Consider the following 21,584-nt stretch of genomic DNA (forward strand, 5'->3'; position numbering starts at 1 on the left):
GACTTACCCCAGCAGCGAAATGTCGGCCACGCCCAGGAACAGACCGCGCAGGCGGCTGAGCAAGGCATAACGGTTGGCTCGTACATTAGCGTCATCGGCGTTGACCATCACCGCCTCGAAGAAGGCGTCGACCGGTTCACGCAGTGCCGCCAAACGTGCCAGCGATTCGCTGTACTGACGCGCAGCAGCCATCGGTTGCACGGCCTGATCGGCTTGCTGGATTGCCGAGTACAGGGAGAACTCGTTGGCATTGTCGAAGTACTTCGGCTCAACCGTGGACGCTACCGCGCCTTCTGCTTTGCTCAGCAGGTTCGACACGCGCTTGTTCACCGCGGCCAGGGCAGCGGCTTCAGGCAGCTGACGGAAGGCTTGTACAGCCTGTACGCGTTGGTCGAAGTCCAGGGCCGAGCCCGGCTTGAGGGCACGTACCGACAGGTAGGTAGCAACGTCGATGCCTTCATCTTCGTAACGCGCACGCAGACGGTCGAAGACGAACTCCAGCACCTGGTCGCCCAGACCTGCGGCTTTAACCTTGGCGCCGAATTGAGCAACAGCGAATTCCACTGCTTCGTTCAGGTTCAGGTCCAGCTGCTTCTCGATCAGGATCCGCAGCACGCCCAGCGCCGCACGACGCAGAGCGTAGGGGTCTTTGCTACCGGTCGGGAGCATGCCGATACCGAAGATACCGACCAGGGTGTCGAGCTTGTCGGCGATGGCCACGGCCGCGCCGGTCAGAGTCGACGGCAGTTCCGCACCGGCACCGCGCGGCATGTACTGCTCGTTCAGGGCCAGGGCAACATCTTCTGGCTCGCCATCGTTGAGGGCGTAGTAGTAGCCGGCAACACCTTGCATTTCAGGGAACTCACCGACCATCTCGGTAGCCAGATCGCACTTCGACAGCAGGCCGGCACGGGCCGCGCGCTCGGCGTCGCCGCCAATGCGCTGGGCAATGAATGCAGCCAGCTTGGAAACGCGCTCGGCTTTGTCGTAGACGCTACCCAGTTGAGCCTGGAACACCACGTTCTTGAGGCGCTCGTTGAAGCTTGCCAGTGGCTGCTTTTTGTCTTGCTTGAAGAAGAACTCGGCGTCGGTCAGGCGTGGGCGCACGACCTTCTCGTTACCTTCGACGATCTGCTTTGGATCGCGGCTTTCGACGTTGGCCACAGTGATGAAGCGTGGCAGCAGCTTGCCGTCGGCATCCAGCAGGCAGAAGTACTTCTGGTTGTCCTGCATGGTGGTGATCAACGCTTCCTGTGGCACTTCGAGGAAGCGTTCCTCGAACGAGCAGACCAGTGGCACTGGCCACTCAACCAGCGCGGTCACTTCATCGAGCAACGCCGGCGGTACGATGGCAGTACCTTCCTGCTGCAGGGCGAGTTCGGCGGTACGCTTGCTGATGATCTCGCGACGCTCGGCAAAATCAGCCAGCACGTAGGCCTTGCGCAGGTCTTCCAGGTAGTTCGCTGGAGCGCTGATGCGCACGTCTTCCGGGTGGTGGAAGCGATGACCACGCGAATCACGGCCTGCCGTCTGGGCGAGGATGGTGCAGTCGACGACTGTGTCGCCCAGCAGCATTACCAGCCATTGGGTCGGACGCACGAACTCTTCCTTGCGAGCACCCCAACGCATGCGCTTCGGGATCGGCAGGTCGTTCAGCGAATCTTCAACGATGGTGGGCAGCAGGCTGGCGGTGGCCTTGCCTGGAATGTGCTGGGAGAAGCGCAGCTTCGCGCCGCTCTGGTCGATTTCTGCCAGCTCTACGCCGCACTTCTTGGCAAAACCAAGCGCCGCTTGGGTCGGATTGCCTTCGGCATCGAACGCGGCCTGACGGGGCGGGCCATCGACGTTGATGCTGCGGTCCGGCTGCTGGGTGTCCAGCTGACGGATCAGCACGGCCAGGCGGCGCGGTGCGGCGTATACCTGCTTGCCGTTGTAGTTCAGGCCAGCGGCCTGCAGGCCTTTTTCAATGCCGGCGAGAAACGCGTCAGCCAGGGCGCTCAGGGCTTTTGGCGGCAGTTCTTCGGTGCCCAGTTCAACCAGGAAATCTTGAGCACTCATTGTGCAGCCTCCAGCTTGGCCAATGCTTCATCACGCAATTCGGGGGACGCCATCGGGAAGCCCAGCTTGGCGCGGGCTTGCAGGTAGCTTTGCGCCACGGCCCGGGCCAGGGTACGTACGCGCAGGATGTACTGCTGACGTGCGGTCACCGAGATAGCACGGCGGGCGTCGAGCAGGTTGAAGGTGTGCGAGGCCTTGAGGACCATTTCGTAGGTCGGCAGCGGCAGCTCCAGCTCGATCAGGCGATTGGCTTCGCTTTCGTAGAAATCGAACAGTTCGAACAGCTTCTCGACATTGGCGTGTTCGAAGTTGTAGGTCGATTGCTCCACTTCGTTCTGGTGGAACACGTCGCCATAGGTCACCTTGCCGAACGGACCGTCGGTCCAGACCAGGTCGTAGACCGAGTCGACACCCTGCAGGTACATGGCCAGACGCTCCAGGCCATAGGTGATTTCACCGGTGACCGGCATGCACTCAAGACCGCCTACTTGCTGGAAGTAGGTGAACTGGGTGACTTCCATGCCGTTGAGCCAGATTTCCCAACCCAGACCCCAGGCACCGAGGGTCGGCGATTCCCAGTTGTCTTCGACGAAACGAATGTCGTGCACCAGCGGGTCGAGGCCGATGGCCTTCAGCGAGCCCAGGTACAGTTCCTGGAAATTCGCCGGGTTTGGCTTGAGCACGACCTGGAACTGGTAGTAGTGCTGCAGGCGGTTGGGGTTTTCACCATAGCGACCGTCAGCCGGGCGACGGCTCGGCTGTACATAGGCGGCGTTCCAGTTTTCTGGGCCGACGGCGCGCAGGAACGTGGCGGTATGGAAAGTGCCGGCGCCTACTTCCATATCGTAGGGCTGAAGTACCACACAACCTTGCTCGGCCCAGTAGTTCTGCAGGGCGAGGATCAAGTCTTGGAAGGTACGCACGGCTGGCGTAGGCTGGCTCACAAAATTCACCTGTTTCTAGGGCTGCGAATATAAAGAGCGGGAGTATAACCCGATTCGTCCGAGCCTCTACCCTTGGAGCCTTATGCCACGTTGCTTTTGGTGTACCGATGATCCGCTTTACCAGGCTTATCACGATCAGGAGTGGGGCACGCCGCAGCGCGAGCCGGGTCAGTTGTTCGAGATGCTGTTGCTCGAAGGCTTCCAGGCTGGGCTGTCGTGGATCACGGTGCTGAAGAAGCGAGAGCGTTATCGTCAAGTGCTGTTCGGCTTTGATCCGCAGCGTCTGGCGCAGATGAGTGACGAAGAGATTGAGGAGCGGATGCTCGACCCCGGCATTATCCGCAACCGTCTCAAGCTCAACGCTGCACGACGCAATGCACGTGCCTGGCTGGAGCTGGAGAACCCCGGCGAGTGGCTTTGGTCATTTGTCGGCGGCGCACCGAAAATCAATCATTTCAGCCAGCGTAGTGACGTTCCGGCCGTCACTGATGAAGCCAAGGCCATGAGCAAGGCATTACAAAAGGCTGGCTTCACTTTTGTTGGGCCGACCATCTGCTACGCCTTCATGCAGGCCACTGGCATGGTCATGGATCACACCATCGATTGTGATCGCTACGCCGCGTTGCTGCGCTGAGGAGTACAATGGTCGGCTTGCAGAAAGAGGAACCAGCCTGTGGATAAGTTCAAGGGCGCCTTGATGGTCGGGGCGTTGCGATTGTTTGCCAAGCTTCCTTGGGGTGCGGTGCAGCGAGTCGGAGCGGCCATTGGCTGGCTGATGTGGAAGCTGCCGAACAGTTCGCGCGAGGTGGTGCGTATCAACCTGGCCAAGTGTTTTCCGGAGATGGATCCGGTGGCACGCGAGAAACTGGTCGGTCAGACCCTGAAGGACATCGGCAAATCCTTTACCGAAAGCGCCTGCGCCTGGATCTGGCCCGCTCAACGCTCGATTGATCTGGTTCGCGAAGTTGAAGGCCTGGAAGTGCTGCAGGCGGCGCTGGCCTCGGGTAAGGGTGTGGTTGGCATCACCAGCCACCTGGGCAACTGGGAAGTGCTTAATCACTTCTATTGCAACCAGTGCAAACCGATTATTTTCTACCGTCCGCCCAAGCTTAAGGCGGTCGATGATCTGTTGCGTGAACAGCGTGTGCAGCTGGGTAACCGCGTGGCGGCTTCCACCAAGGAAGGCATCCTGAGCATTATCAAGGAAGTGCGCAAAGGGGGTCAGGTGGGTATTCCGGCAGACCCGGAGCCAGCCGAGTCGGCGGGCGTCTTCGTGCCTTTCTTTGCCACCAAGGCGCTGACCAGCAAGTTCGTGCCCAACATGCTCGCAGGCGGCAAGGCGGTTGGGGTGTTCCTGCATGCCCTGCGCCTGCCGGACGGTTCCGGCTTCAAGGTGATCCTGGAAGCGGCCCCTGAAGCGATGTACAGCGAAGATACCGAGACCTCGGCTGCTGCGATGAGTCAGGTGGTTGAGCGCTATGTGCGGGCTTATCCGAGCCAATACATGTGGAGCATGAAGCGCTTCAAGAAGCGTCCGCCCGGAGAGGCGCGCTGGTACTGACTCTTTGTAACCGCTGCCGCCAGGCTGCGATCGGTCGCGAAGCGGCCGTAAATCCTGCCCCACCGAGGTGCCTGGATTACGACTGCTACGCAGTCGATCGCAGCCTGGCGGCAGCGGCTACGAGGTATCCAGCCTGTAGGAGCGGTCCTAAACCGCTTTATCCAGCTTCTTGAGAAACACCGTCATCTCTTTCTCGGCCTGCTTGTCACCATGCGCCTTGGCCGCTTCCAACCCCTGCTGCCAAGACTGCCGTGCACCTGCCAGGTCACCCTGCAGCTGATACGCCTTGCCCAACAGTTTCCACGCCGCCGAATACTTCGGATCGAATTCGACGCAGCGTTGCAGGTGCACAGCGGCCTCGACGCCATTGCCTTCGTCCAGCCAGGCTTTGCCCAGGCCGAAGCGCAGCAGGGCGTTATCCACACCCTTGGCCAGCATCTTTTCCAGTGATTCGCGCATGTCTGCTCCCTCTTAGAAGAAGCTCAACCCTACATGGAACAGCTTCTCGACGTCACGGATGTACTTCTTATCCACAACGAAGAGGATCACGTGGTCACCTGCTTCGATCACTGTGTCGTCGTGGGCGATAAGCACTTCTTCGTCACGAATGATCGCGCCGATGGTGGTGCCTGGCGGCAGGGCGATGTCTTCGATGGCCTTGCCGATCACCTTGCTCGATTTCGAGTCGCCATGGGCGATCGCCTCGATAGCCTCAGCTGCACCGCGGCGCAGTGAGTGCACGCTGACGATGTCGCCACGGCGCACGTGGGCGAGCAAGGTGCCAATGGTGGCCAGCTGCGGGCTGATGGCGATGTCGATGTCACCACCTTGGACCAGGTCGACATAAGCCGGGTTGTTGATGATGGTCATCACCTTGCGCGCGCCCAGGCGTTTGGCCAGCAGCGAGGACATGATGTTGGCCTCGTCATCGTTGGTCAGGGCCAGGAAGATATCGGCTTCGGCGATGTTCTCTTCAAGCATCAGGTCACGGTCCGAGGCGCTGCCTTGCAACACTACAGTGCTGTCCAGGGTGTCGGAGAGGTAACGGCAGCGTGCCGGGTTCATCTCGATGATCTTCACCTGGTAGCGACTTTCGATTGCCTCGGCCAGGCGTTCGCCGATCTGCCCGCCACCGGCGATGACCACCCGCTTGTTGGTCTCATCGATGCGTCGCAACTCACCCATCACCGCACGGATGTGAGCTTTGGCGGCAATGAAGAAGACTTCGTCGTCGGCCTCGATCACCGTGTCGCCCTGGGGCAGAATCGGCCGGTCACGGCGGAAGATCGCCGCGACGCGGGTATCGACGTTGGGCATGTGCTCACGGATCTGGCGCAGTTGCTGACCGACCAACGGCCCGCCGTAGTAAGCCTTGACCGCTACCAGCTGGGCTTTGCCTTCGGCGAAGTCGATCACCTGCAGGGCACCTGGGTGCTCAATCAGGCGCTTGATGTAATGGGTTACCACTTGCTCAGGGCTGATCAGTACATCGACAGGGATGGCGTCATTGTCGAACAGGCCGGCGCGGGTCAGGTAGGCCGACTCACGCACCCGGGCAATCTTGGTTGGGGTGTGGAACAGGGTGTAGGCGACCTGGCAGGCGACCATGTTGGTCTCGTCACTGTTGGTCACCGCTACCAGCATGTCGGCATCGTCGGCACCAGCCTGGCGCAGAACTGTTGGGAACGAGGCGCGGCCCTGGACGGTGCGGATGTCCAGGCGGTCGCCGAGGTCGCGCAGGCGCTCGCCATCGGTGTCGACCACAGTGATGTCGTTGGCTTCGCTGGCCAGGTGCTCGGCCAGCGTACCGCCGACCTGTCCTGCGCCCAGGATGATGATCTTCATCCGCTCTTCCCTTCTCTTGTTATCCGCGCGTGGCGGCGATTTTGATCAGCTTGGCATAGTAGAAGCCATCGTGTCCGCCTTCCTGGGCCAGTAACTGGCGGCCGTGCGGCTGGCGCAGGCCGGCCTGGGTCGCCAGGTCCAGCTCGCGGGCACCTGGCGTACGGGCGAGGAATGCCTCGATGACTTCAGTGTTTTCCGTCGGCAGGCTCGAGCAGGTGGCATACAGCAGGATGCCGCCGACTTCGAGGGTCGGCCACAGGGCGTCGAGTAGCTCGCCCTGCAACGCAGCCAAGGCCGGAATATCGTCGGCCTGGCGGGTCATCTTGATGTCTGGATGACGGCGAATGACGCCGGTGGCAGAGCACGGTGCATCCAGCAGGATGCGCTGGAAACCCTTGCCGTCCCACCAACTGGCGGTATCGCGGGCATCACAGGCAATCAGCTGGGCATCCAGGCCCAGACGGTCGAGGTTTTCCCGGACCCGCACCAGACGTTTGGCTTCCAGGTCAATGGCAACCACGGCCTCCAGTTTTGCCTCGGCTTCGAGCAGGTGGCAGGTCTTGCCGCCAGGTGCACAGCAGGCATCGAGCACCCGCTGGCCAGGCGCGAGGTCGAGCAGGTCGGCAGCCAGTTGCGCCGCTTCGTCCTGGACGCTGATCCAGCCCTGATCGAACCCAGGCAGACCGCGCACATCGCAGGCCTGGGCGAGAAGGATGCCATCGACGCTGTATTGGCAGGCGCTGGCTTCAAGGCCCGCTGCCCGCAACAGTTCAAGGTAGCCCTCACGACTGTGGTGACGGCGATTGACCCGCAGGATCATCGGCGGGTGGGCATTGTTCGCGGCGCAAATGGCTTCCCACTGGTCAGGCCAGAAGGCCTTGAGCGACTTCTGCAGCCACCGCGGATGGGCTGTGCGCACCACTGGATCACGCTCAAGCTCCGCGAAGATGTCGGTGCTTTCGCGTTGCGCGCGGCGCAGTACGGCATTGAGCAGGGCCTTGGCCCAAGGCTTTTTCAGCTTGTCGGCACAGCCAACCGTTTCACCGATTGCCGCATGAGCGGGAACGCGGGTGTAGAGCAGTTGATACAGGCCAACCAGAAGCAAGGCTTCGACATCGGCATCGGCTGCCTTGAACGGTTTTTGCAGCAGACGTTCAGCCAAGGCCGAGAGCCTTGGCTGCCAGCGTGCGGTACCGAACGCCAGGTCCTGGGTCAGGCCACGGTCACGCAACTCGACTTTGTCCAGTTGAGCGGGCAACGAGCTGTTCAAAGAAGCTTTGCCGCTGAGTACTGCCGCCAGGGCGCGGGCGGCTGCCAGACGTGGGTTCATTGACCGAGTACCGTGCCGGTAGCGAACTTCTCGCGGCGGCTGTTGAACAGGTCGCTGAAGTTAAGCGCCTTGCCACCCGGCAGTTGCAGGCGGGTCAGGCACAAGGCCTGTTCACCACAGGCAACGATCAGACCGTCTTTGCTGGCCTCAAGGATTTCACCTGGTGCGCCGCTAGCTGTGGATAAGCTCGCAGCGAGCACTTTCACTGCTTCACCGTTGAGGGTGCTGTGGCAGATCGGCCAGGGATTGAAGGCGCGAACCAGGCGCTCCAGCTCGACGGCTGGGCGGCTCCAGTCCAGGCGCGCTTCGTCTTTGTTCAGCTTGTGGGCGTAGGTGGCCAGGCTGTCGTCCTGGACTTCACCTTGCAGCGTGCCAGCGGCCAGGCCGGCGACGGCTTGCAGGACTGCTGGTGGGCCCATCTGGGCAAGACGGTCATGCAGGCTGCCGCCGGTGTCGGTGGCGCTGATTGGGGTAGACACTTTCAGCAGCATCGGACCGGTATCCAGGCCGGCTTCCATTCGCATCACGGTCACGCCGCTTTCGCTGTCACCGGCTTCCACCGCGCGCTGGATCGGCGCGGCACCGCGCCAGCGTGGCAGCAGCGAGGCATGGCTGTTGATGCAACCCAGGCGCGGGATGTCCAGCACCGCTTGCGGCAGGATCAGGCCGTAGGCGACCACGACCATCAGGTCCGGCTGCAGCGCAGCCAGTTCAGCTTGAGCTTCAGCATTGCGCAGGGTCGGCGGTTGCAGGACTTGAATGCCGTTATCCACAGCCAGTTGCTTGACCGCACTGGGCATCAGCTTTTGCCCGCGCCCGGCCGGACGGTCTGGTTGGGTGTAGACGGCCACCACTTCGTAGGGGCTGTCGATCAAGGCCTTGAGGTGTTCGGCGGCAAACTCTGGGGTGCCTGCAAAGACAATGCGCATGGAGTTCTCGCTTAAAAAGAAAAAGGCTTGCCGGAGCAAGCCTTTGGAAAGAGGAGATCAAGCTTGCTGGCGATGCTGTTTTTCCAGCTTTTTCTTGATTCGGTCACGTTTGAGCGTCGACAGGTAATCGACGAACAATTTGCCGTTAAGATGATCGCATTCGTGCTGGATGCACACGGCCAGCAGGCCTTCGGCAATCAGCTCGTAGGGCTTGCCATCGCGATCCAGCGCCTTGACCTTGACCCGTACTGGGCGATCAACGTTCTCGTAGAACCCGGGTACCGACAGGCAACCTTCCTGGTACTGATCCATTTCGTCGGTGAGCATCTCGAGCTCGGGGTTGATGAACACCCGTGGTTCGCTGCGATCTTCGCTCAGGTCCATGACCACGATGCGTTTGTGCACGTTGATCTGGGTTGCCGCCAGGCCGATGCCAGGGGCTTCGTACATGGTTTCAAACATGTCATCGATCAACTGGCGAACGCCGTCGTCGACTACGTCCACCGGTTTGGCGATGGTGCGAAGACGCGGGTCCGGGAATTCGAGGATGTTCAGAATGGCCATAAGCGTATGAGCTGCACTGTGCGATGAATTACAAACATGAGTACACATAATAAAGGGATTCAGCGCATTCGGCACCTGGCAAAGGTCAGCTAAGGTTTCAGGCAGCCACAAAAACTGCCGGGCAGGGAAATCTTTCAACCGGTTGTCAAAGTATTATCAACAGAGTTATCCACAGCTTGTGCAGTGTGCGTTCAACTCACTCGATCAAGGATGATCGTTATGCCACAACCCGCTTATCGGGCCTGCTCACCTGCCGAACTCGAAGCGCGATTGCGCCTGCACCGTTTGCCTGGGCTAGGGCCGAAACGTTTTCATTCGCTCCTGCAGGCATTCGGTAGCGCATCGGCGGCGTTCAGTGCGCCGGCCAGTGCCTGGAGAGCGTTGGGGCTTCCCGATGTCAGTGCTCATGCCCGGCGTAGCCCTGAAGTGCGCGACGGCGCTGCAGCCGCATTGGCCTGGCTAGAGCGTCGCGACCAGCATTTGCTGATGTGGGATGATCCTGCCTACCCCGGCCTGCTGGCGGAAGTGGATGCCGCGCCACCCTTGCTGTTTGTCGCTGGCAACCCTGCTCTGCTGGAAAAACCACAACTGGCGATCGTCGGCAGTCGCCGCGCATCGCCCCCGGCACTGGACACTGCTGCCGCCTTTTCCCGGCACCTGGCACAGGGTGGATTTGTGATCACCAGCGGCTTGGCTCTGGGGATCGACGGTGCCGCCCATCAGGCTGCGCTGGATGTCGATGGGCAGACGGTCGCGGTGTTGGGAACTGGCCTGCAGAAACTTTATCCACAACGGCATCGAGCGTTGGCCGCGGCGATGATCGAACAGGGCAGTGCCGTGATTTCCGAATTTCCCTTGGATGCCGGGCCGGTGGCGGCTAATTTCCCCCGCCGTAATCGCATCATCAGCGGTCTGTCGCTGGGTGTGTTGGTGGTTGAAGCGAGTTTGGCCAGTGGTTCGCTGATCACCGCACGCTTGGCAGCCGAACAAGGGCGTGAGGTCTATGCCATTCCCGGTTCGATCCATCATCCGGGGTCCAAGGGCTGTCACCAGCTGATTCGTGATGGGGCGTTGTTGGTGGAGAGCGTCGAGCAGATTGTCGAAACCCTGCAAGGCTGGCAGCGATTGCCGCCGGTGCAGGACGCCGAGGCCGTTGGCAGCCGGCATGCGCTTGAAGCCTTGTTGCTGGCAGCGCCGCAAACCAGCGAAGCACTGGCCAACAGTAGCGGCTGGCCGTTGTCCAAAGTGCTGGCGGCGTTAACCGATCTTGAAGTGGCCGGACGGGTGTGTAATGAAGCTGGGCGTTGGTTTGCCCGGCCTAGCTAAGTAAACTGCTGGTTAGCCTTTATGCGGAGTGATAGCAATGGTGAGCAGTTGGCGTGTGCAACAAGCCGCGCGTGAAATTCGGGCCGGTGCGGTTATTGCCTATCCAACCGAGGCCGTTTGGGGTTTGGGCTGTGATCCCTGGAACGAGGAAGCAGTGGATCGCTTACTGGCGATCAAGTCGCGCTCGGTCGACAAGGGGGTGATCCTGGTTGCCGATAACATCCGCCAATTCGACTTTTTGTTCGAGGATTTCCCCGAAGTCTGGCTCGACCGCATGGGCAGTACCTGGCCTGGGCCGAACACCTGGCTGGTGCCGCATCAGAACATGTTGCCGGAGTGGATTACCGGGGTGCACGACACCGTAGCCCTGCGTGTCAGCGACCATCCTGTGATACGTGAGCTGTGCTCTCTGGTTGGGCCGCTGGTATCGACGTCTGCCAACCCTCAGGGCCGTCCCGCTGCGAAGTCACGTTTGCGCGTCGAGCAGTATTTCCGTGGGCAACTGGACCTGGTCCTGGGCGGCGCATTGGGTGGGCGACGCAATCCAAGTGTGATTCGCGATCTAGTGACTGGAGATGTGGTGCGGGCAGGTTGAGACCTTATCGCCGGCAAGACCGGCTCCCGCACCCTGGTGGGAGCCGGTCTTGCCGGCTCTTGAACTCAACTCAATCTCAAGGCAACAACACCGTAGACCCCACCGTCCGCCGCGCCGACAGCTCGGTCTGCGCCTTGGCCGCTTCACTCAGCGGGTAACGTTGCTGGATATCCACCGTCAATTGGCCGCTGGCGATCATGGCAAACAGGTCATCAGCCATCGCCTGAGTGTTTTCGGCATTGTTGGCGTAGCTGGCAAGGGTTGGGCGAGTGACATACAGCGAACCCTTCTGCGCCAGAATCCCCAGGTTCACGCCACTGACCGCGCCTGAGGCGTTACCGAAGCTGACCATCAGCCCGCGTGGCGCCAGGCAATCCAGTGAGGTCAGCCAGGTGTCCTGACCTACGCCGTCGTAGACCACCGGGCACTTCTTGCCATCAGTCAGCGCCAGCACGCGTTGAGCTACATCTTCATGGCTATAGTCGATGGTCGCCCAGGCGCCCAGCGCTTTGGCCCGCTCGGCTTTTTCCGCCGAGCTGACAGTGCCGATCAACTTCGCCCCCAAGGCTTTGGCCCATTGGCAGGCCAGCGAACCCACACCACCGGCGGCCGCGTGGAACAGAATGGTGTCGCCCGGTTGTACCGCATAGGTTTGTTTGAGCAGATATTGCACAGTCAGGCCCTTGAGCATGACCGCTGCAGCCTGTTCAAAGCTGATGTTGTCGGGGAGTTTGACCAGGTTGGCTTCCGGCAGCACATGTACTTCGCTGTAGGCGCCCAATGGTCCGCCGGCATAGGCCACGCGGTCGCCGACCTTGAGTCGTGTGACCTGCTCGCCGACGGCCTCGACAACCCCGGCTCCTTCGGTGCCCAAGCCCGAGGGCAACGCCGGTGGCGCATACAGGCCGCTGCGAAAGTAAGTGTCGATAAAATTCAGGCCGATGGCCTGATTGCGTACGAGCACCTGCTGTGGGCCGGGGGCGGCAGGTTCGAAATCGACCAGTTGCAGGACCTCTGGGCCCCCATGCTGGCTGAACTGGATACGCTTGGCCATCTGCACTCTCCTGTCGGGTTCGCAAAACCCCTATCGGACGCCTTTGCTTGATCGCCGTCAACTGCGGCCAGCCGGTTGCCGGTGGTATGCTACGCGCCGAATTTGCTCATGCCCGCTTCCAGGTGACCTGATGACTAGCCGCACCGAGGCCGTGAAAGCCTACCTGCTCGACTTGCAAGACCGTATTTGTGCCGCCCTCGAATCCGAAGACGGCGGCGCCCGTTTTGTCGAAGACGCCTGGACGCGTGAAGCTGGCGGTGGTGGACGGACCCGCGTGATCGGTGAAGGCAAGGTGATTGAAAAAGGTGGGGTGAACTTCTCCCACGTCTTCGGCAGCGGCCTGCCGCCTTCGGCCAGCGCCCATCGACCCGAGTTGGCTGGACGTGGTTTCGAGGCCTTGGGGGTGTCGCTGGTTATTCACCCGCACAACCCGCATGTGCCGACCTCACACGCCAACGTGCGGTTCTTTATCGCCGAGAAAGAAGGTGAAGAAGCGGTCTGGTGGTTCGGCGGCGGCTTCGACCTGACCCCCTACTACGGCAACGAAGAAGACTGTCTGCACTGGCACCAAGTCGCCGAGCGCGCCTGTGCGCCTTTCGGTGCGGATGTCTATCCACGCTACAAGGCCTGGTGCGACCGTTACTTCCACCTCAAGCATCGCGGCGAGCCACGCGGGATCGGCGGGCTGTTCTTCGATGACTTGAACGAGTGGGACTTCGACACCTGCTTCGCCTTCATGCGCGCCATTGGTGATGCCTACATCGAGGCCTACCTGCCCATCGTCCAGCGCCGCAAGGCTGCGGCCTACACCGCCGAGCAGCGCGAATTCCAGGAATTCCGTCGCGGCCGCTACGTCGAGTTCAACCTGGTCTATGACCGCGGCACCTTGTTTGGTCTGCAATCGGGTGGTCGTACCGAATCGATCCTCATGTCGCTGCCACCCCAGGTGCGTTGGGGGTACGATTGGAAGCCTGCGCCGGGTAGTGAAGAAGCACGCCTGACCGAGTATTTTCTGCAGGATCGCGACTGGCTTGGCGAGGCCAAGTCCGGTCATTGAGACCACTGTGGATAACTTTGCCGGTTGCTCCGGCCCTGAACCAGGAACCGCGTGAATGGACCAGTACGTTGTATTCGGCAACCCGATCGGCCACAGCAAATCGCCGCTGATCCATCGCCTGTTTGCCGACCAGACCGGCCAACAGCTGGAATACAGCACCTTGCTGGCGCCACTGGACGATTTCACCATGTGTGCCCAGGGTTTTTTCAAACAGGGCCTGGGTGCCAACGTCACCGTACCGTTTAAGGAAGAAGCTTATCGCCTGGTCGATAGCCTGACGCCGCGGGCTAAACGCGCTGGCGCGGTAAACACCCTGAGCAAACAGGCGGATGGCAGTTTGCAGGGTGACAATACCGATGGTGCTGGGCTGGTCCGAGATCTGACGGTCAATGCCGGGGTGCAATTGACTGGCAAGCGTATTCTCCTGCTCGGCGCCGGTGGTGCTGTACGTGGCGTGCTGGAGCCGCTGTTGGCGCACAACCCCGCCTCACTGGTAATCGCCAACCGTACCGTGGAAAAAGCCGAACAACTGGCCCGTGAGTTCGCCGACCTGGGGCCGGTGGCTGCCAGTGGCTTCAGCTGGCTGGAAGAGCCGGTTGATCTGATCATCAATGCCACGTCTGCCAGCCTTGCCGGTGAGCTGCCGCCGATTTCTGCCTCATTGATAGAGCCGGGTAATACCGTGTGCTACGACATGATGTACGGCAAAGAGCCGACGCCCTTCTGCCGCTGGGCCAGCGAACACAAGGCCGCCAAGGTCCTGGACGGTTTGGGCATGCTCGCTGAGCAGGCGGCCGAGGCGTTCTTCATCTGGCGTGGGGTGCGGCCTGATACCGCGCCGGTGTTGGATGAACTGCGTCGGCAACTGGCCCGCGGTTGAGGCTTGCCCCGCGATAGTTTCACTCCTTGAAGCGGATCGGGCAGAGCGCTCCCCCTTCCAGCTTGTGTAATTCCTCAATCACCTGTGGGCGCGCCCGATGCAGCGTCAGGCTGCCGCCTGCCTGATGCAGGCGGTGGGCTGCTTACTTGCTCGGGTTTTTATCGATCTGCGCAATCTAAGTGCGACATATTTTGTATATCGTTTCAGACGCGTCCTACAGTCGGCCTGCTTCATTCGCAATAGACTGCTCACTCTGACCACAGGAGTGAAAGATGATATGGCTAATCACAGTTACATGACCATTACCGGGAAAAAGCAAGGTTTGATTTCCGCTGGTTGTTCTAGCCAAAATTCAATAGGGAACAAGTGTCAAGCTGGTCACGAAGACGAAATCATGGTGCTGGCTTACTCTCATAATATGGCAGGTGGTAATGACGGCAGCACGTCAGGTGGTCGTGGCAAACATATGCCCGTCGTTATTACAAAAAATATTGATAAATCTACACCGTTGCTAGCCAGCGCCCTTCATGAAGGCGAAGAGATCGAGTGTAAAATCAATTTCTATCGCACCTCACCTGTTGGTGGTCACCAAAAGTACTTTACCGTGTTGTTAACCGGTGGACGTATTGCCAATTTAAGCGTTCAGGTGCCACATGCCATTCATATGAGGGACGCGCAGCCGCAGGAGCTTCTGGCTATTAGGTATCGGGACATTAGCTGGGTACACCACGAGGCAAGCACAAGTGCCTATGCTTCTTGGGGTTACGAAGGTGAATGAGCAGTCATGTGATATTCATGATGTGGCCAAAGCAGGCTCTGACCTGGTTGCATTGGGTTGCACCATAAGCGCTACTCGTTTTGATGATGGGATTATTCAGCTTCAGTTTGGTTCAGTTATATCTGATTATGTAAACGAAATTATAAATGATGTTAATGAAGGTGTAATAAGTGCCTGGGATGGCGTGCAAGAAATCAGCGCAGAGTATGCCGAGCTGGCTTCCAAAGCGGCTTTTTATGCTCAAAATGGCATCGGGGTCGTAGCTGGCGTCATGCAGGTTGAAGTTGGAATCGCGATTACCGGGTCTTCATACGGTTTGGGAGCGCCAGTAGGTGCGTTTTTTGTCGCGCATGGCGTTAATAATATTTATGAAGGAGGGATGAATATTTATCAAGGTCCGACAATCGAAGCAGCACGTGGGCCAACTAGGAGTGCGTACCAAGCTATATTTGAAGAAGATTACAAAGGGAATATGGCGTATGGTGCCATCGACTTGTTTTTATCGGCTAGTGGTATGGTGCGACTTATACGAAAGACGGATTCAGTGCAGCTTTTCAGACGAGATTCGCTTAATTACGAACCAGCGTATCAGCAGTCCGGAAGATTGGCTTTGTTTTTTGAGGCGTTAGTTGACTCGATTACAATTAACTCCATGGTGTCAGAAGAACGAGCTGAAACCATAAATAATTGATGTTTTAGTGAGGTCGTTATAATCGCCATGTATTGCGTAACCTGGGGATGTAAAATTTTAAGCCGGCAACGGAAATGGTAACAAACAAAGTACCGCTTGTAACCCAGTATGGAGTTTCTCCTAGAGGGTATAGTTTTGTTATGCCAAACATAATAATAGCTGTGTAGAGCATGGCGCCGGCAATAATTGTTATGCCCAGGCTTACTAAATATCTAATTGTATACATTTCTACAGAGTCCTTTGGATGTGAATGCATAAAAATATTAGATCTAGCTAGGAGTAAATGCAACAAGAGAGTAGTCAGTAAACTTCTACGGATTCAATCAAAAGCACAAGCTGCGCAGGGTGTGATTCCCTGTGTATTGTCGTGGAAGGTAGTTTGGTGTCCCGAATTTTGGCCAGGAGAGTTCAGCAGAATCAAGGGCTGCCATGCCCATGCTTACTACGATGCCAGCACCATGAAGCAAGATCGCCAGGTATGCGAAGAAGCGTCCAAGCTGTTTGGTATGACAATGGTTACCATATATTGCGTAGTCTTGGGATGTAAAATTTTAATCCGGCAATGCTGAGGGTGACAAACAAAATTCCGCTTATGATCCAGTAGGGCTGGCCTTCTAGCTCTAGTGAGAATAATTTTCTTATGCCCCACATGATAATTATCGTATAGCCAATAGAGCAGCCGATAATAGCTAACCCCAAGCTTATTAAATATCTGGCTGTATACATTTTTACAGGATCCTTTGAGTGAAAACACATATAGCATGCTAGAGTCTGTTAGGAGTAAATACAACAAAAGCTGATCAGTAAATTGCTGAGGTCTCAATTAAAAGCACAGGCTGCACAGGGCGTGATGCCTTGCGTGTCAGTGCGCTTCGCGCGCTAGAGTTCGCCAGCGTAGAGTAATGGAAGGAAGCTTGGTATTCCGAATTTTGGTTAGTAGAGTTCAGCAGTGAGCGTGTAGAGAATCAAGGGCTATCATACCTATACTTACTACGATGCCAGCTCGCCAGTTATGCGAAGAGGCGACCAAATTGTTTGGCCTGGCCGATAGTTTCACTCCTCGAAGCGGATCGGGCAGTGCGTTAACCCTTCCAGCTTATGTAATTCTTCAATCACCTGCGGACGCGCCCGATGTAGCGTCAGGCTGCCGCCTGCCCGACGCAATCGACGGGCTTCGCGGTGGAGCATGTCGACCCCGGAATAGTCGATGAAGTTGATCTGCCGGGCATCGATCACCACATCCGGTCCCTGGCAGCGTTGCAAACGCACCTGCAGGTAGTGGCTGGCGCCAAAGAAGATCGACCCCCCCACCCGCAGCACGTCGGTATCTCCTTCGCGGGAGTGTTGTACGCGCGGCCGTGAGGTGCGTTTCAGGTAGAAAAACAGCGAGGCCAGCACGCCAGCGTAGATGGCGGTCTGTAGCTCCAGCAGCAAGGTTGCCGCAGCAGTCAGGGCCATGACCAGAAACTCCGAACGGCTGACCCGGAACAGCGCCCGCATTGCCCGATGATCGATCAGGCCCCAGCAGATCAACAGAATGCTGGCGGCCATCGCCGGGATCGGGATATGTGCAATCAAGCTGGCGCCGGCCACGGCGAACAGCGCCACCCACAACGCCGAGAAGACCCCGGCCAAGGGTGAGCGGGCGCCAGCGTCGTAGCTCAACCCGGAACGGGTAAAAGAGCCTGACGACAGGTAGCCGGAGAACACGCTACCCACCATGTTCGACAGGCCTTGGGCGCGGATTTCCTGGTTGGCGTCAATCAGTTGTTCCGAACGCGAAGCGATCGAACGGGCAATCGACAGGCTGGTCACCAGGCCTAGCATGCCCACGGCCACAGCGCTGGGTAGCAGGCGTAGGATCAGGTCCAGGTCAAGCAATGGCAATGGGCTCAACGGCGGCAACTGGCCGGCAAAGCCTGGGACCAACTGCACCTGACCGAACACACCTGGCAGCAGCCAGACCAGCAAACTGGCCAGCGTCAGCGTTATCAACAGCCCCGGCCAGCGTGGGCGCAACAGTTTCAGGGTAACGCCAATCACCAGTGTGCCAAGACCCAACGTCAGAGAAGGCCAATCCACTTCACCTGCGTGCTCCAGGAGACTTTCCAGGGTTTTCAGTGCAGTCGCCTGACTGGGCAGGCCCATGCCCATCAGGTTGGGCAGTTGCCCGAGGGCGATGACCACCGCTGCGCCGAGGGTGAAGCCGAGCACCACCGATTGCGAGACAAAGTTGACCAGCGCGCCGAATCGCAACAACCCCAGCAACCACTGAAACACGCCGGCGAGAAAGGTAAGCAACAGGATCAGGGTGATGTAGTCGTCACTGCCGCTGACAGCCAAGGGGCTGACACTGGTATAGAGAACGATGGATATCGCCGCGGTGGGGCCACAGATCAAATGCCAGGACGAGCCCCAGAGGCAAGCAATCAACACCGGTACGATCGCCGCATACAGGCCATATTCAGCGGGCAGACCGGCAATCAGGGCGTAGGCGATAGACTGTGGCAAAGCCAGGATCGCACCACTTAGACCCACCATCAGGTCACGGCGCACGCTGCCTCGGGTTTGCCGGGGCAGCCAGCTGAGAAACGGCAGCAGACGGTGGCGATCAAGCCGGGCCATGGAAACTCTCTATCGCAAGCGCAGGCTGCACAGGGTGCGATGTCTGGCGCTGGTGTGCAAGTTCCCAACGTGATGCCGTCACCACGCAAACGGCGCTTTGGCGACTGGCTGAGCGCAGAACTGCATTGCTAGCAGACGAAATTCACATGCTCGCCATAATGCAGCTTCAGCTCCAGGGTATCGACCATGCCAGCGGCGACCCGCGCCAGGCGTTGCAGGAGCTCGGCCAAGCCTGGCTCAAGGGTGCCATGGGTGTGGTGAAAGTGTTCGATGCCCAGCCCAGCCACTTGTACCGGGGCGTTGATCAGCGTCCATTGCAAGGTGCTGCGTTGCAGCAGGTCGACCATATGGCCTGCGCATTCGCGGTGTTGTTCGCTATGTTTGTCGGCATGCTCCAGCACGTCGAAATCGCCGACCAGCAGGAGCCGGCGTATAGTCGTGCGAGACATGCCGTCAATCAGTGCGCGGACATGGTGCAGTTGAGTGCGGGGGTCGTCCGGCGCCAGTGCTGGCAGCAGGCAAATTACTGCTGAGCTGCCTGCCACGCCTTGCTCGGCCTGGTCAGCGTCGTCCAGGCCGGCATGCTTGCAGTGCACGCCGGGGCGCGGTGCCCACTGGTTGAGGTCGTCAACGATAGCGATGACCTCATGTTGGCGCTTGAGCAACTCCGCCATCAGCGCGCTGCCCAGGCTGCTCAATGCACCAAATAACGCAACCTTGAGGGCATAGGTTTCGGCATTTTTCACAGCATCACTCCGTTGTGTACGGGTGATTATTTGACTGCCGTGGTAAGGCATCGGTTCGCAAAAGTCAGGAGTTTTCTGTGCAGAGGATCAAGGGCTATCACGCCCACGTCTACTACGACGCCAGCACCCTGGAGCAAGCCCGGCAGTTGTGCGAAGAGGCGGCTAAATTATTTCCGGTAACGATGGGGCGCATGCACCAGAAGCCGGTCGGACCGCACCCAGACTGGAGCTGTCAACTGACCTTTGGGCCGGAGGTAGTGGGGGTGGTATTGCCTTGGCTGGCGCTGTATCGGCGTGGGTTGGTGGTGTTCCTGCATCCGCTGACTGGGGATGATTTGGCCGATCACCGTGATCATGCGATCTGGATGGGGGCGGTCCGGCCATTGGACCTTTCAAACTTCGAGCAGTAATGAGATGTGTATTGGTGCCATCGCTGGCAAGGCCAGCTCCCACAATAGCCCAGTATAGCGGGGCCCTGTGGGAGCCGGCCTTGCCGGCGATGGACGCACCGCGCAATCAACCCTTGCGCGCACCTCGTACACCTTGGGCCAGCGCCGAGCACAGCTCTAGTACATCACCGACAGCCTGCTCGGTCGATTTCGCCTGAGCAATCTTGTCGACCAATGCCGAACCCACCACTACGCCGTCGGACAGCTTGGCAATCGCTGCTGCTTGTTCTGGCGTACGGATACCGAAACCAACGCTGATCGGCAAGTCGGTATGCCGACGCAGGCGCTCAATGGCGCTGCTGACTTGGTCAGTGGTGGCCGAGCCGGCGCCGGTGACACCCGCTACCGACACGTAGTAGACGAACCCGGAGCTACGCTCCAGTACCCGCGGCAGACGTACATCGTCGGTGGTCGGCGTCGTCAGACGGATGAAGTCGATCCCGGCGGCCTGGGCTGGGGTGGCCAGTTCAGCGTCATGCTCGGGCGGCAGGTCGACGATGATCAGGCCGTCGACACCGACTTGCTTGGCCTGGGCAACGAAGGCTTCGACACCAAAGCGGTGGATCGGGTTGTAGTAGCCCATCAGGACAATCGGCGTGGTCTGGTTGCCTTCGCGGAACTCGCGAACCATCTGCAAGGTTTTCGCCAGGGTCTGGCCTGCTTCCAGAGCTCGCAGGGTTGCCAGCTGGATGGCGACACCGTCGGCCATTGGATCGGTGAACGGCATGCCCAGCTCAATCACGTCGGCGCCAGCAGCGGGCAAGCCTTTTAGAATTTCCAGCGAAGCGTCGTAGCCCGGATCACCCGCGGTGATGAAGGTGACCAGTGCCGAGCGGCCTTCAGCCTTCAGCTCGGCGAAACGTTGTTCAAGACGGCTCATGCCTGTTTCTCCTGGGCAGCCATATGGCTCATCACGGTTTGCATGTCTTTGTCGCCACGCCCGGACAGGCACACCACCATCAGGTGATCCTTGGGCAGGGTCGGTGCGCGTTTGATTGCTTCAGCCAGGGCGTGGGAAGTTTCCAGGGCCGGAATGATGCCTTCCAGGCGGCAGGTGGTGTGGAAGGCGGCCAATGCTTCTTCGTCGTTGATGCTGACGTACTCGACGCGTTTCACTTCATGCAGGTAGGCGTGTTCAGGGCCAATGCCGGGGTAGTCCAGGCCTGCGGAGATCGAATGGGCGTCGGTAATCTGGCCGTCGGCGTCCTGCAGCAGATAAGTACGGTTGCCGTGCAGTACGCCCGGAACACCGCCGGTCAGGCTGGCGGCATGCTTGTCGGTGTGGACGCCATGGCCGCCAGCTTCGACACCGATAATCTGTACGCTGGTGTCGTCAAGGAAGTCATGGAACAAGCCCATGGCATTGGAACCGCCGCCGACGCAGGCGATCAGGCTGTCAGGCAGGCGCCCTTCCTTGGCCTGCAATTGCTCACGAGTTTCCTTGCCGATGATCGACTGGAAGTCGCGAACCATCGCCGGATACGGGTGTGGGCCGGCCACGGTGCCGATCAGGTAGAACGTGTCATCAACGTTGGTGACCCAGTCACGCAGGGCCTCATTCATGGCGTCCTTGAGCGTGCCGGTGCCGGAGGTCACCGGAACGATTTCGGCACCCAGCAGCTTCATGCGGAACACGTTGGCTTGCTGGCGCTCGATATCGGTAGCACCCATGTAGATCACGCAAGGCAGGCCGAAGCGCGCCGCAACCGTGGCGGTGGCGACACCGTGCATGCCAGCACCGGTTTCGGCGATCAGGCGCTTTTTGCCCATGCGCTTGGCCAGCAGGACCTGGCCGATGCAGTTGTTCACCTTGTGCGCGCCGGTGTGGTTGAGCTCTTCACGTTTGAAGAAGATTTTCGCTCCGCCACAATGTTCGGTCAGGCGTTCAGCGAAGTACAGCGGGTTGGGACGGCCGATGTAATCGCGCTGGAAGTAGGCCAGCTGTTCAAGGAACTCGGGGTCGGCCTTCGCCGCTTCGTACTCGCGAGCCAGGTCGAGCACCAGCGGCATCAGGGTTTCAGCCACGTAGCGGCCGCCGAATGCGCCAAACAGGCCATTGGCATCGGGGCCGGCGCGGAAGTTGGTCTGGGTCATGGGTCGCTCCAGGGCGTAGTGAAGACTGAGAATGGCTTTACTCTACCCACGACACGCG

Annotated in this window: 21 protein-coding genes; 9 read left to right on the top strand and 12 right to left on the bottom strand. The window is 59.3% G+C overall.

The window, feature by feature from the left end:
• Positions 1 to 3: 3 nt before the first annotated feature.
• Positions 4 to 2,058 (bottom strand): glycine--tRNA ligase subunit beta, encoded by a 2,055-nt coding sequence (glyS, locus tag CX511_RS00875; RefSeq protein WP_101293832.1) that lies wholly within the window; start codon positions 2,056 to 2,058, stop codon positions 4 to 6.
• On the bottom strand, positions 2,055 to 3,002 hold the full coding sequence (gene glyQ / locus CX511_RS00880) for a glycine--tRNA ligase subunit alpha (RefSeq protein ID WP_045186390.1): 948 nt from the start codon (positions 3,000 to 3,002) through the stop codon (positions 2,055 to 2,057). The genes glyS and glyQ overlap by 4 nt, the downstream gene beginning before the upstream one ends.
• Positions 3,003 to 3,084: 82 nt before the next feature.
• Between glyQ and CX511_RS00885 the strand changes: the two genes are divergently transcribed.
• Both CX511_RS00885 and CX511_RS00890 read left to right on the top strand, forming a co-directional pair.
• The gene (locus tag CX511_RS00885; RefSeq protein WP_045186391.1) at positions 3,085 to 3,636 is read left to right on the top strand and encodes a DNA-3-methyladenine glycosylase I; all 552 of its coding nucleotides are present in this window, start codon (positions 3,085 to 3,087) and stop codon (positions 3,634 to 3,636) included.
• 39 nt (positions 3,637 to 3,675) lie between these two features.
• Positions 3,676 to 4,563, top strand: a complete 888-nt coding sequence (locus CX511_RS00890; RefSeq protein ID WP_101293831.1) for a lysophospholipid acyltransferase — start codon at positions 3,676 to 3,678, stop codon at positions 4,561 to 4,563.
• Positions 4,564 to 4,710: 147 nt separating this feature from the next.
• On the opposite strand, the gene CX511_RS00895 is transcribed toward CX511_RS00890, so the two are convergent.
• The 5 genes from CX511_RS00895 to def are packed head-to-tail and all read right to left on the bottom strand — an operon-like array spanning position 4,711 to position 9,231.
• The gene (locus CX511_RS00895) at positions 4,711 to 5,022 is read right to left on the bottom strand and encodes a tetratricopeptide repeat protein (protein ID WP_045186393.1); all 312 of its coding nucleotides are present in this window, start codon (positions 5,020 to 5,022) and stop codon (positions 4,711 to 4,713) included.
• A 12-nt stretch (positions 5,023 to 5,034) separates the two neighbouring features.
• A complete protein-coding gene (trkA, locus tag CX511_RS00900; protein WP_038605126.1) occupies positions 5,035 to 6,408 on the bottom strand; it encodes a Trk system potassium transporter TrkA in 1,374 nt (457 codons plus the stop codon).
• Positions 6,409 to 6,427: 19 nt separating this feature from the next.
• Positions 6,428 to 7,738 carry a 16S rRNA (cytosine(967)-C(5))-methyltransferase RsmB gene (gene rsmB / locus CX511_RS00905; RefSeq protein ID WP_045186395.1) on the bottom strand — a complete coding sequence of 437 codons (1,311 nt, stop codon included), beginning with the start codon at positions 7,736 to 7,738 and terminating at the stop codon, positions 6,428 to 6,430.
• Positions 7,735 to 8,667 (bottom strand): methionyl-tRNA formyltransferase, encoded by a 933-nt coding sequence (fmt, locus tag CX511_RS00910; RefSeq protein WP_045186396.1) that lies wholly within the window; start codon positions 8,665 to 8,667, stop codon positions 7,735 to 7,737. Before fmt ends, rsmB begins: the two co-directional genes overlap by 4 nt.
• A gap of 57 nt (positions 8,668 to 8,724) precedes the next feature.
• Positions 8,725 to 9,231 carry a peptide deformylase gene (gene def, locus CX511_RS00915; protein ID WP_045186398.1) on the bottom strand — a complete coding sequence of 169 codons (507 nt, stop codon included), beginning with the start codon at positions 9,229 to 9,231 and terminating at the stop codon, positions 8,725 to 8,727.
• Positions 9,232 to 9,450: 219 nt separating this feature from the next.
• Between def and dprA the strand changes: the two genes are divergently transcribed.
• Together dprA and tsaC are read left to right on the top strand one after the other, a co-directional pair.
• The gene (gene dprA / locus CX511_RS00920) at positions 9,451 to 10,557 is read left to right on the top strand and encodes a DNA-processing protein DprA (RefSeq protein ID WP_045186401.1); all 1,107 of its coding nucleotides are present in this window, start codon (positions 9,451 to 9,453) and stop codon (positions 10,555 to 10,557) included.
• Positions 10,558 to 10,594: 37 nt separating this feature from the next.
• Positions 10,595 to 11,152, top strand: coding sequence for an L-threonylcarbamoyladenylate synthase type 1 TsaC (tsaC, locus tag CX511_RS00925; RefSeq protein WP_045186402.1), 558 nt, complete (start codon positions 10,595 to 10,597; stop codon positions 11,150 to 11,152).
• A 76-nt stretch (positions 11,153 to 11,228) separates the two neighbouring features.
• On the opposite strand, the gene CX511_RS00930 is transcribed toward tsaC, so the two are convergent.
• Entirely contained in the window at positions 11,229 to 12,206 is a 978-nt protein-coding gene (locus CX511_RS00930) for an NADPH:quinone reductase (protein WP_045186403.1), read from the bottom strand.
• Positions 12,207 to 12,336: 130 nt separating this feature from the next.
• Here CX511_RS00930 and hemF point away from each other — a divergent pair, with 130 nt between their 5' ends.
• From hemF to CX511_RS00950, 4 genes are all read left to right on the top strand, one after another.
• On the top strand, positions 12,337 to 13,263 hold the full coding sequence (gene hemF / locus CX511_RS00935) for an oxygen-dependent coproporphyrinogen oxidase (protein WP_045186404.1): 927 nt from the start codon (positions 12,337 to 12,339) through the stop codon (positions 13,261 to 13,263).
• A 55-nt stretch (positions 13,264 to 13,318) separates the two neighbouring features.
• Positions 13,319 to 14,143, top strand: coding sequence for a shikimate dehydrogenase (gene aroE, locus CX511_RS00940; RefSeq protein ID WP_045186405.1), 825 nt, complete (start codon positions 13,319 to 13,321; stop codon positions 14,141 to 14,143).
• A gap of 277 nt (positions 14,144 to 14,420) precedes the next feature.
• Positions 14,421 to 14,921, top strand: a complete 501-nt coding sequence (locus CX511_RS00945; protein ID WP_045186406.1) for an Hcp family type VI secretion system effector — start codon at positions 14,421 to 14,423, stop codon at positions 14,919 to 14,921.
• Positions 14,914 to 15,612, top strand: coding sequence for a DUF4225 domain-containing protein (locus tag CX511_RS00950; RefSeq protein WP_231353360.1), 699 nt, complete (start codon positions 14,914 to 14,916; stop codon positions 15,610 to 15,612). The genes CX511_RS00945 and CX511_RS00950 overlap by 8 nt, the downstream gene beginning before the upstream one ends.
• A 1,053-nt stretch (positions 15,613 to 16,665) precedes the next feature.
• Here CX511_RS00950 and CX511_RS00955 read toward each other — a convergent pair.
• Complete coding sequence (locus tag CX511_RS00955; protein ID WP_101293828.1) at positions 16,666 to 18,237, bottom strand: SulP family inorganic anion transporter; 1,572 nt, start codon at positions 18,235 to 18,237, stop codon at positions 16,666 to 16,668.
• 128 nt (positions 18,238 to 18,365) lie between these two features.
• Positions 18,366 to 18,983, bottom strand: a complete 618-nt coding sequence (locus CX511_RS00960; protein ID WP_045186413.1) for an NAD(P)-dependent oxidoreductase — start codon at positions 18,981 to 18,983, stop codon at positions 18,366 to 18,368.
• 77 nt (positions 18,984 to 19,060) lie between these two features.
• Here CX511_RS00960 and CX511_RS00965 point away from each other — a divergent pair, with 77 nt between their 5' ends.
• Complete coding sequence (locus CX511_RS00965) at positions 19,061 to 19,393, top strand: DOPA 4,5-dioxygenase family protein (RefSeq protein ID WP_045186415.1); 333 nt, start codon at positions 19,061 to 19,063, stop codon at positions 19,391 to 19,393.
• 106 nt (positions 19,394 to 19,499) lie between these two features.
• Here the strand turns inward: CX511_RS00965 and trpA are convergent, their stop codons facing one another.
• On the bottom strand, positions 19,500 to 20,312 hold the full coding sequence (gene trpA, locus CX511_RS00970; RefSeq protein ID WP_045186417.1) for a tryptophan synthase subunit alpha: 813 nt from the start codon (positions 20,310 to 20,312) through the stop codon (positions 19,500 to 19,502).
• The gene (gene trpB, locus CX511_RS00975; RefSeq protein ID WP_045186419.1) at positions 20,309 to 21,526 is read right to left on the bottom strand and encodes a tryptophan synthase subunit beta; all 1,218 of its coding nucleotides are present in this window, start codon (positions 21,524 to 21,526) and stop codon (positions 20,309 to 20,311) included. The genes trpA and trpB overlap by 4 nt, the downstream gene beginning before the upstream one ends.
• Positions 21,527 to 21,584: the final 58 nt, after the last annotated feature.

The organism is Pseudomonas sp. S06B 330, from assembly GCF_002845275.2.
Taxonomy (GTDB): domain Bacteria; phylum Pseudomonadota; class Gammaproteobacteria; order Pseudomonadales; family Pseudomonadaceae; genus Aquipseudomonas.

What these genes read in the sequence shown, in the direction of transcription:
- glyS (WP_101293832.1), bottom strand. Translation starts at nt 2,058, where the DNA reads ATGAGTGCTCAAGATTTCCTGGTTGAACTGGGCACCGAAGAACTGCCG.
- CX511_RS00885 (WP_045186391.1), top strand. Translation starts at nt 3,085, where the DNA reads ATGCCACGTTGCTTTTGGTGTACCGATGATCCGCTTTACCAGGCTTAT.
- CX511_RS00895 (WP_045186393.1), bottom strand. Translation starts at nt 5,022, where the DNA reads ATGCGCGAATCACTGGAAAAGATGCTGGCCAAGGGTGTGGATAACGCC.
- trkA (WP_038605126.1), bottom strand. Translation starts at nt 6,408, where the DNA reads ATGAAGATCATCATCCTGGGCGCAGGACAGGTCGGCGGTACGCTGGCC.
- rsmB (WP_045186395.1), bottom strand. Translation starts at nt 7,738, where the DNA reads ATGAACCCACGTCTGGCAGCCGCCCGCGCCCTGGCGGCAGTACTCAGC.
- fmt (WP_045186396.1), bottom strand. Translation starts at nt 8,667, where the DNA reads ATGCGCATTGTCTTTGCAGGCACCCCAGAGTTTGCCGCCGAACACCTC.
- def (WP_045186398.1), bottom strand. Translation starts at nt 9,231, where the DNA reads ATGGCCATTCTGAACATCCTCGAATTCCCGGACCCGCGTCTTCGCACC.
- dprA (WP_045186401.1), top strand. Translation starts at nt 9,451, where the DNA reads ATGCCACAACCCGCTTATCGGGCCTGCTCACCTGCCGAACTCGAAGCG.
- tsaC (WP_045186402.1), top strand. Translation starts at nt 10,595, where the DNA reads ATGGTGAGCAGTTGGCGTGTGCAACAAGCCGCGCGTGAAATTCGGGCC.
- CX511_RS00930 (WP_045186403.1), bottom strand. Translation starts at nt 12,206, where the DNA reads ATGGCCAAGCGTATCCAGTTCAGCCAGCATGGGGGCCCAGAGGTCCTG.
- hemF (WP_045186404.1), top strand. Translation starts at nt 12,337, where the DNA reads ATGACTAGCCGCACCGAGGCCGTGAAAGCCTACCTGCTCGACTTGCAA.
- aroE (WP_045186405.1), top strand. Translation starts at nt 13,319, where the DNA reads ATGGACCAGTACGTTGTATTCGGCAACCCGATCGGCCACAGCAAATCG.
- CX511_RS00945 (WP_045186406.1), top strand. Translation starts at nt 14,421, where the DNA reads ATGGCTAATCACAGTTACATGACCATTACCGGGAAAAAGCAAGGTTTG.
- CX511_RS00955 (WP_101293828.1), bottom strand. Translation starts at nt 18,237, where the DNA reads ATGGCCCGGCTTGATCGCCACCGTCTGCTGCCGTTTCTCAGCTGGCTG.
- trpA (WP_045186417.1), bottom strand. Translation starts at nt 20,312, where the DNA reads ATGAGCCGTCTTGAACAACGTTTCGCCGAGCTGAAGGCTGAAGGCCGC.
- trpB (WP_045186419.1), bottom strand. Translation starts at nt 21,526, where the DNA reads ATGACCCAGACCAACTTCCGCGCCGGCCCCGATGCCAATGGCCTGTTT.